This is a genomic window from Bartonella sp. AA81SXKL, from assembly GCF_042196945.1.
Classification (GTDB): domain Bacteria; phylum Pseudomonadota; class Alphaproteobacteria; order Rhizobiales; family Rhizobiaceae; genus Bartonella.
In genome coordinates, this window is record NZ_JBHIRH010000390.1 from 337 (window position 1) to 570 (window position 234).

The 234-nt window shown below is 42.3% G+C and carries 1 pseudogene; it reads right to left on the reverse strand.

What is annotated here, in order from left to right:
- Positions 1-234: pseudogene (locus ACFINZ_RS11875) on the reverse strand (5-formyltetrahydrofolate cyclo-ligase); the annotation flags it as partial.

Here is a 234-nt window from a genome sequence, read left to right on the forward strand (position 1 = left end):
CTGAAAGAGGCACAAGAATAACGCTTGGAATAACAACTGTATTTTCTGCACCAGGACCCAATGTGCCAAAGTGCATAGGTTCTAAAACTGTGCTTTGTGAAAATGTACGAAAAACCATGGTCGTGGAATCAAGCACTGCCGGTAATGCTAAATTTCCACCACGTACTCTTATGCAATCGAATAAAGGACGTGGGTCGATTTCTGATTTGATTGGCCAATAACCCGCTAGAATCA